Here is a 6,516-nt window from a genome sequence, read left to right on the forward strand (position 1 = left end):
TTGCAGGGCGGGGCAGTTGATACGTGCTTGATTCGAAACGCGCTGACCTTCTCCCGGTCGAAATGATTGTTCTGCAGGGGACGCCGCTGTGCAATCTCAATTGCAGTTATTGCGATCTGAGTCCGGTCAGCCGGAAACTCTCGCACAGAATGCCGATCTCGATGATCGGCACGCTTTTCTCACAGATCAAGCAGCTGGGCCTGCTCGCTGACGAGGTCTCGATCGTTTGGCATTCAGGCGAGCCGCTCTCACTACCACCCGATTATTATGACGAAGCGATCGAGCTCATCCTTGCGCTTAACAGCGACGGTCCGGGAATGCCCGCACGGATCACATTCGATTTCCAGACCAACGCCACTCTGATCGACTATAAGTGGTGCGAATTCTTTCATCGCCATCGAGACCATTTGCGGCTTGGCGTTAGCTGCGACGGCCCGCGCGAACTGCACGACCCCCTGCGCGTCAATTGGTCTGGACGGGGCTCGCACGCGCAGACCGTGCGCGGAATGGATCTGCTGGCGGAGCGCGGCATTGCATTCAACGCGATCGCAGTTGTGACAGCAGAGACATTGGCGCAGCCGCAAGAGTTCATCGACTTCTTTCTCGCCCGCGCCGATGTCCTCACCGATTTCCACTTCAACATCCTCGCCAATCACGCGGATGGAGGGCCACAGATTGGCTATTCGCGCGACGACACCCAGAAATATGCCGAATTCTACCGTGCTATGCTGTCGCTTGCGCAAAGTGCTGAGGGAAGCAAGTTGCCGGTGCGAAATTTCTCGCAGACGTTGGGGCGTATCCGTGCTGCGACTGGGCCGGATGCGCCCGATTTCGTCCGCCTAGGAACAGCGCCCTTGCGCCAGCTTAACTGCGATGCTCGTGGCGAGATCACAACTTTCTACGCCGGTCTCAACGCCGAGTTTCTGGCCGATCTTTACGGCGATGGAAAAGGACTTAGCCTCGGCAATATCGAGAAGCAGACGCTCGCTGAAATGCTCGGCGGAGACAAACTTGAGCGTATGATGGACGATTTCGGCAAGAGCCATCGTCATTGTGCACTGAGCTGCGACTATTATGCCTTGTGCCCTGGCGGATTCGAGCTCACCCAGCTAGTAGAAAACGGTGACTTCGCATCAGGCGAGACCACTGAATGCGTAATCCACGTCAAGACGTTGACCGACGCGGTAGCCACTTTCGTGTCAGATCAGTTGCGCCAGCCAGCCTAGGCCTTAGGCGTAGCCAAGCCTTTGTTGGTAGTCGGCAAAGCGACGCTCGATATCGCTCAAGACTTCGGCTGGCAGTTCATTCTGCCAATTGCCCGATCCTGGATTGCGCAAATGGCCGCGCCGATACATCTTGCCGACATACCCATCGCGCGGCCCGCCTGCCTTTCGCAGCCTGAAGGGCTCGAAGGCTCGCACCGCGGCCGCCACGCGCGCTTCGGGCACGCGAATCCGCCAGGCATTGAGGACCTTGGTCAGGGCCCTCTGCGGATCCGCGACCATGTCCTCATACCTAATCAACGGACAGTAATTCGCACAGTTGCGATCAATCCAACCGACCAGGTCCCCGCCAAAATAACGATCCGATTTCCCGATTAGCCCGACAAAGCATTCGAAATAAAAGCTAGCGATATCGGGGTAGCGCGCGCGCTCGAAGCCGGTTCTCAGATCGGAGGCAGCAACATCGTAAAACCAAGAGACGACAACGTCGCGCATATCACGGACCAACGAAACCGCACCGCCGAGATTTGGCTGATTCTGGTCGAAGACGAGATCGGCGCAATGCGAAATGCGAACCCGGTCAGAACCGGAAACGTCCAACACATGTTCGAGCATCCCGCACAGCCACACTGAGCCCGATTTGGGCAGGCTGTTGACTAGAAAGACCAATCTCGAAGGTAACGGCAAATGGTGCGGTTCGATCAGCGTATGATGCGGCTCGGTCTGGCCGACTGGGTCGAGCATCGCGGGAACCCTGCTGCCCGCAAAACCAGGCGCAAGCGCTACCAGCAGCCGCAGCTTGGCCGACATCTCGCGCGCGATTTCGTTGAGGTTGTAAACGTGGGCATAGCCCGCCAGAGCCAGCTGATCGATCCGCTTCGAAACCAACGGACCGCCAACTAGGAACACGGAATCGGAAGGCAGAGTCCGACCTAGGTCTTCCAAGGAAACACGCTTGGTGCTGGTGGGAAGTGCGTGCGCCCACGTATCATCCGAACCGTCCAGAATGGCATAGTCGAAAAGCTGCGCCAGAATATCGCCGCCGCGCGCGGCGATTCCCGTCAACGCTTCCAGCGATTGTAGGTCGGCATATACGACGATGGTCGGCTCACGATTACCCGCCGGCGGCCAATTTCGAGTTTCCATGCGCTCCGCTTCTCCTGCGTTGCTGGCCCAGTTCAAGCCACCGCATCCAGCCCACTGCGCTGGATAATCGACAGCAGCCGCAGAGCCGGACCTCCCGGCTTTTTCGCTCCTCGTTCCCAGTCGGAGACAAGGTTCTTCGACACGTTGAGATAGCGCGCGAACACCGGCTGCGAGACATGCTCTGCCTCTCGGATGGCCTTGATTTCGTCCGGTGACAGAACCGGCGCAGGCGCAACGCAGGCGTCATCGAACTCGCGCATGGTGCGCTTGTCGATGCTGCCAGCGTCGTGGAGGCCTTCCATCATTTCGTGGACGGCGGCCATCGCCTCGCTCTTGTAGGTCTTTGCCTTAGCTTTGCTCATCGTCTTTCACCTCGACCAATCGGCCTGCTTCAACTTCCGTTTCGATCTGGTCATCGCCTAGCTCCAGCATGATGCCGGCAGCCTTGCGATAGGCCTTAAGTTCCGCCGCACTCAGGTTCGCCTTGTCGCTCTTGGCGAAGGCAAACACGAATATGGCCCGCTCGCCCGAGCGGAAGATCAGAATCGAGCGATACCCGCCCGATTTCCCTCCGCCCTGGCGCGCGATGCGCTGCTTGATGAGGCCGCTGCCAAGGTCAGCATCGATCAGGCCGGATTTAGCCCGATGCACGGCACCAGCAAGCATGGCATCGCTGATTTTTTCCTTTGCCGCGAACTTGGCGAACCAGCGGTTGGCGTAGATGCGGATGCGCGGGTTGTCAGTCATGCAGCAACGGCCGACTATCATACTTAGTGTTACGGTTCAATGAATATGAGCCGCTCATGTTTTGCTCGATCTGGTCGCCGATGCGCTGCGCTGCCTCGATGACGTGCCCATCGTCAAGATGGGCATAGCGGGTGGTCGTCCGCACGTCTGCATGGCCAAGCAGCTTGCCGATCATCGGCAGCGTTTCCGAATGGGCGGCGGCGTGGCTGGCAAAGCTGTGCCGCAGATCGTGGATACGAACGCCGGGAAGGCCTGCCTCGTCGCGCAGCTTGCTCCACAAGTTGCCGATGTCCGTGATCGGGCGCTGGGTGGCCGGGTTCCAGAACACATACCGCTGCTTCTCCCGGCGCGGCAGCGCGTGGAGGATGGTTGCAGCCGCTTCGGCCAGCCAGACCGTGCGCGGGCCGGTCTTGCTGTCGGTCAATAGCAAGCGCCTTCCCCGCACTTCGCTCCATTGGAGGCATGTAATCTCCGACTTGCGGCAGCCGGTCAGGATCAGCAGGCTGATCGCGGCGCAATGCAGCGGGAAAGCCTTGCGGTGCCGGTCGAGCACTTCGCCAATTCGCTTGAACTCCTGATCGGACAGGAAGCGCTCGCACTTCCGCCCCTTGTTCTTGCGGATGTAGAGGCAGGGGTTCGATCCTTCGGGCCGCACGCCCCATTGCTCGGCCTTGTTGAACATGGCGCGCAGGATTTCACCGCAACGGTTGGCAGCACCGGGTCCACCGGTGTTGGTGATCCGGTTGAACCATTCCTGGACATGGCGCTCCTCGATCTCGTCGAGGAACAGGCCTTCGAACGCGCGGTCTAGATATTTCCGCTTGTAGTAGCGGTGGGTGTAGAGCGTGGACGGTTTCCATTTGGGCGAAACCCGCTCCCAGTAGGTTTTCAAGAAATCCCGGTAGGAGGGAACCTTGCGCAGCCGCTTGCGCTCCTCTGCCGGATTGTCGCCAGTCTGGGCACGGATCAGCACGCGGCGCGCAACATCCATCGCCTGCGCACGGCTCAGCACCTTGGCATTGCCGATCGTCACCGTGCGGGTGCGTCCTTCCATTCGTGCCTGGACGATATATACCTTGCGACCGCTGGCGTAATGCCGCGTCCCGAAGCCGGGCAGTTCGCGCGTCCAGCAGGTCTTGCGCAACTTGCCCAGGCCACCGCACTTGCCAATGACATGGAGCCGGAGGTGCCCAGCTCTTCGGCGACGATCCCTCGCAGGGTCAGCGCGTTCATGGCGCAACTCCGATCAGGCGTGCGATAGAGCCGGATACGCGCTCCGCTGCATCTGCGACGATCTCGTCGGAGAGGTGCGCGTATCTGGTCGTCGTTTCTGCCAGCGCATGGCCCAGCAGCTTGCCGATGACCATGAGCGAGATGTTGTCCCGGATCGCGACCGAGGCAAAGCTGTGGCGCAGGTCATGTAGGCGCACATCCGGCAATGCTGCGCAATTGCGGATTTTCGACCAATGGATGCCGAGCGTGATCGGCTTGTCGGGATTGCGGAACGAGGGAAACAGCAGGCCGGTTGCTTTCCGGTCTGGGAGCGATTCAATCACATCGATAGCCTGTCGATTGAGATAGACGATCTTCGCGCCGGTCTTGCTGTCAGGAAGCATCAGCCGCGGTTCCTGCACCCATTCCCAGCGCAGTTGCTCGATCTCTCCGCAACGTGCGCCGGTGAAGATCAGCAGGCGGATCTTCTGCGCAGCGCGGGCCTTCTTGCGCGTTGGCAGACCGTCCAGCGCTACCTCCACAAGCTTCGCCCGCGCGAGGCGGCGAGCGGTGGCGGGCGAGATATCGCGGGAAGTACCGAGCGACACACGCCGTAGCTTGCCGCGCTGGCGGAACAGCACGAACCATGTCCGCCTGCCGCCGGGATTTACTCGCAGGCCAAAGCCCGGCAGGTCGATATCCCAATACTCGCGAATGCGCTTGCCCGGTTTGCGCCGGGCAATGTTGCCGTTGAGCCGAACCCGGTTGGACGGCTTTGCCTTTTCACCAATCCCACGCCCGTCACCGGATCGGGGCAGCGAATGATTCGGGGCTTCTTTCGCTGGTAGCAGATAGCCATTTGCTTGCATTGATTTGCTCCTCTCTGTAGAGGAACAACTTCGCGTAACCTATTACTTAACAATCTCTTTCTGCCGCATGGCGGCGTACGGTGTGCTGGTACTGTTGAGAAGATCACAGGCCCAGAGCGAGATGAGACTGTAGAATCCGAGCAGAGCCGGCGTGGTTCGCGCTATGGCGTTGTCGGTCCACTGGCGCTGTGTCTCGATACCCAGGTGCGCGCGGGTTTCGGCAAATGTGACCTCAATCTGCCACCGCCGGACGTAGAGGGCGATGATGTCGGCGGGCTCGAGGGTGATGTCGGTACTGAAGAAGGCTTGCGGCTCGCGCTTTCCGTCAGGGTCGCGAACCAAGACCCAGCGGGCCGGCAAGACCGGGGTGCCGGGCCTGTACCATAATGCGATGTCGGATGTGATCTCGAGCGTCTTGCCGTTGAGATGGCCATACCAGGCAGAGACGAGAATGCTGGTCCAGCGTGTCGCCGGATTGGCGAGCAGGGTCTTGAGTTTTGGTAATGCTCGCCCTTTCTGTGCGGGGCGCCCCATCGTGCGTGCCGTTCGCCCCGCAGGCTGTGCAAACAAGTTGGCRTCGAGCCGCAGTCGGCTGATGAGTGTGGCCCGGCGGACGATCGCATGTGCCAGTTCGTGGACAGCAAAGCTGCTGTCGCCAATGAAGATGACCGTAACGATCGTCTCCTCATAATCGCTGGTGCGCGCGCCAGGCAGGGGCTGGGGACTGTCAGGATTTCCGTGTGTGACCGGGCATAATGGGTAACAAGGAGTCCCACTATGTCACGACGCAAAGAACCCGTTATTCCCAATGCGCTTCTCGACCAGCTTTTTGGCCGGAGGCGCTGCCAGTGCCGCATTTGAACAAGGTGGCTTGCTGGATTCGCTGAAGAAGGCGCTCACGGAGCGCGCGTTAAATGCGGAGATGGATCACCATCTTGCGACAGGCGAAGGTGCCGGTAACACGCGCAACGGCTATGGCCGGAAGACCGTAATGACCGAGACCGGCAAGCTGGAGATTGATGTCCCGCGCGACCGCCAGTCCAGCTTCGACCCGCAGCTGATAGCCAAGTATCAGCGCCGCTTTCCGGGCTTCGATGAGAAGATTGTGTCGATGTATGCGCGGGGCATGAGCACCCGGGAGATTACCGGGCACCTGCAGGATCTGTACGGCATCGATGTGTCGCCCGATCTCATCAGCACGGTGACGTACGCGGTGCTCGATGAAGTCGCCGTCTGGCAGCAACGCCCCGCTCGATGCGATCTATCCGCTGGTCTTTTTTTTTTTTTTTTTTTTTTCGAGCGATCCGGGTAAAAATCCG

7 protein-coding genes and 1 pseudogene are annotated in these 6,516 nt (G+C 59.8%); 2 read left to right on the forward strand and 6 right to left on the reverse strand.

The features are described 5' to 3' along the window. Positions 1–62 precede the first annotated feature (62 nt). Entirely contained in the window at positions 63–1,226 is a 1,164-nt protein-coding gene (locus BF95_RS12490) for a radical SAM protein (RefSeq protein ID WP_081764146.1), read from the forward strand. Positions 1,227–1,229: 3 nt separating this feature from the next. Here the strand turns inward: BF95_RS12490 and BF95_RS12495 are convergent, their stop codons facing one another. The 6 genes from BF95_RS12495 to BF95_RS12520 form a co-directional block, all read right to left on the reverse strand. Further along, positions 1,230–2,405 carry a sulfotransferase domain-containing protein gene (locus BF95_RS12495; protein WP_152542700.1) on the reverse strand — a complete coding sequence of 392 codons (1,176 nt, stop codon included), beginning with the start codon at positions 2,403–2,405 and terminating at the stop codon, positions 1,230–1,232. After that, positions 2,402–2,731, reverse strand: coding sequence for a helix-turn-helix domain-containing protein (locus BF95_RS12500; protein ID WP_043151718.1), 330 nt, complete (start codon positions 2,729–2,731; stop codon positions 2,402–2,404). Before BF95_RS12500 ends, BF95_RS12495 begins: the two co-directional genes overlap by 4 nt. Next, on the reverse strand, positions 2,718–3,116 hold the full coding sequence (locus BF95_RS12505) for a type II toxin-antitoxin system RelE/ParE family toxin (protein ID WP_230281483.1): 399 nt from the start codon (positions 3,114–3,116) through the stop codon (positions 2,718–2,720). The genes BF95_RS12500 and BF95_RS12505 overlap by 14 nt, the downstream gene beginning before the upstream one ends. Beyond that, positions 3,109–4,260, reverse strand: coding sequence for a tyrosine-type recombinase/integrase (locus BF95_RS12510; RefSeq protein WP_051519992.1), 1,152 nt, complete (start codon positions 4,258–4,260; stop codon positions 3,109–3,111). Before BF95_RS12510 ends, BF95_RS12505 begins: the two co-directional genes overlap by 8 nt. Before the next feature lie 85 nt (positions 4,261–4,345). Then, positions 4,346–5,179, reverse strand: a complete 834-nt coding sequence (locus BF95_RS12515; RefSeq protein ID WP_327195454.1) for a site-specific integrase — start codon at positions 5,177–5,179, stop codon at positions 4,346–4,348. A gap of 60 nt (positions 5,180–5,239) precedes the next feature. Further along, entirely contained in the window at positions 5,240–5,911 is a 672-nt protein-coding gene (locus BF95_RS12520) for a transposase (protein WP_327195455.1), read from the reverse strand. 63 nt (positions 5,912–5,974) lie between these two features. Between BF95_RS12520 and BF95_RS12525 the strand changes: the two are divergent. After that, a pseudogene (locus tag BF95_RS12525) lies at positions 5,975–6,516 on the forward strand (transposase); the annotation flags it as partial.

Source organism: Sphingobium sp. Ant17 (genome assembly GCF_000588875.1).
Lineage (GTDB): Bacteria > Pseudomonadota > Alphaproteobacteria > Sphingomonadales > Sphingomonadaceae > Sphingobium.

What these genes read in the sequence shown, in the direction of transcription:
- BF95_RS12490 (WP_081764146.1), top strand. Translation starts at nt 63, where the DNA reads ATGATTGTTCTGCAGGGGACGCCGCTGTGCAATCTCAATTGCAGTTAT.
- BF95_RS12500 (WP_043151718.1), bottom strand. Translation starts at nt 2,731, where the DNA reads ATGAGCAAAGCTAAGGCAAAGACCTACAAGAGCGAGGCGATGGCCGCC.
- BF95_RS12505 (WP_230281483.1), bottom strand. Translation starts at nt 3,116, where the DNA reads ATGACTGACAACCCGCGCATCCGCATCTACGCCAACCGCTGGTTCGCC.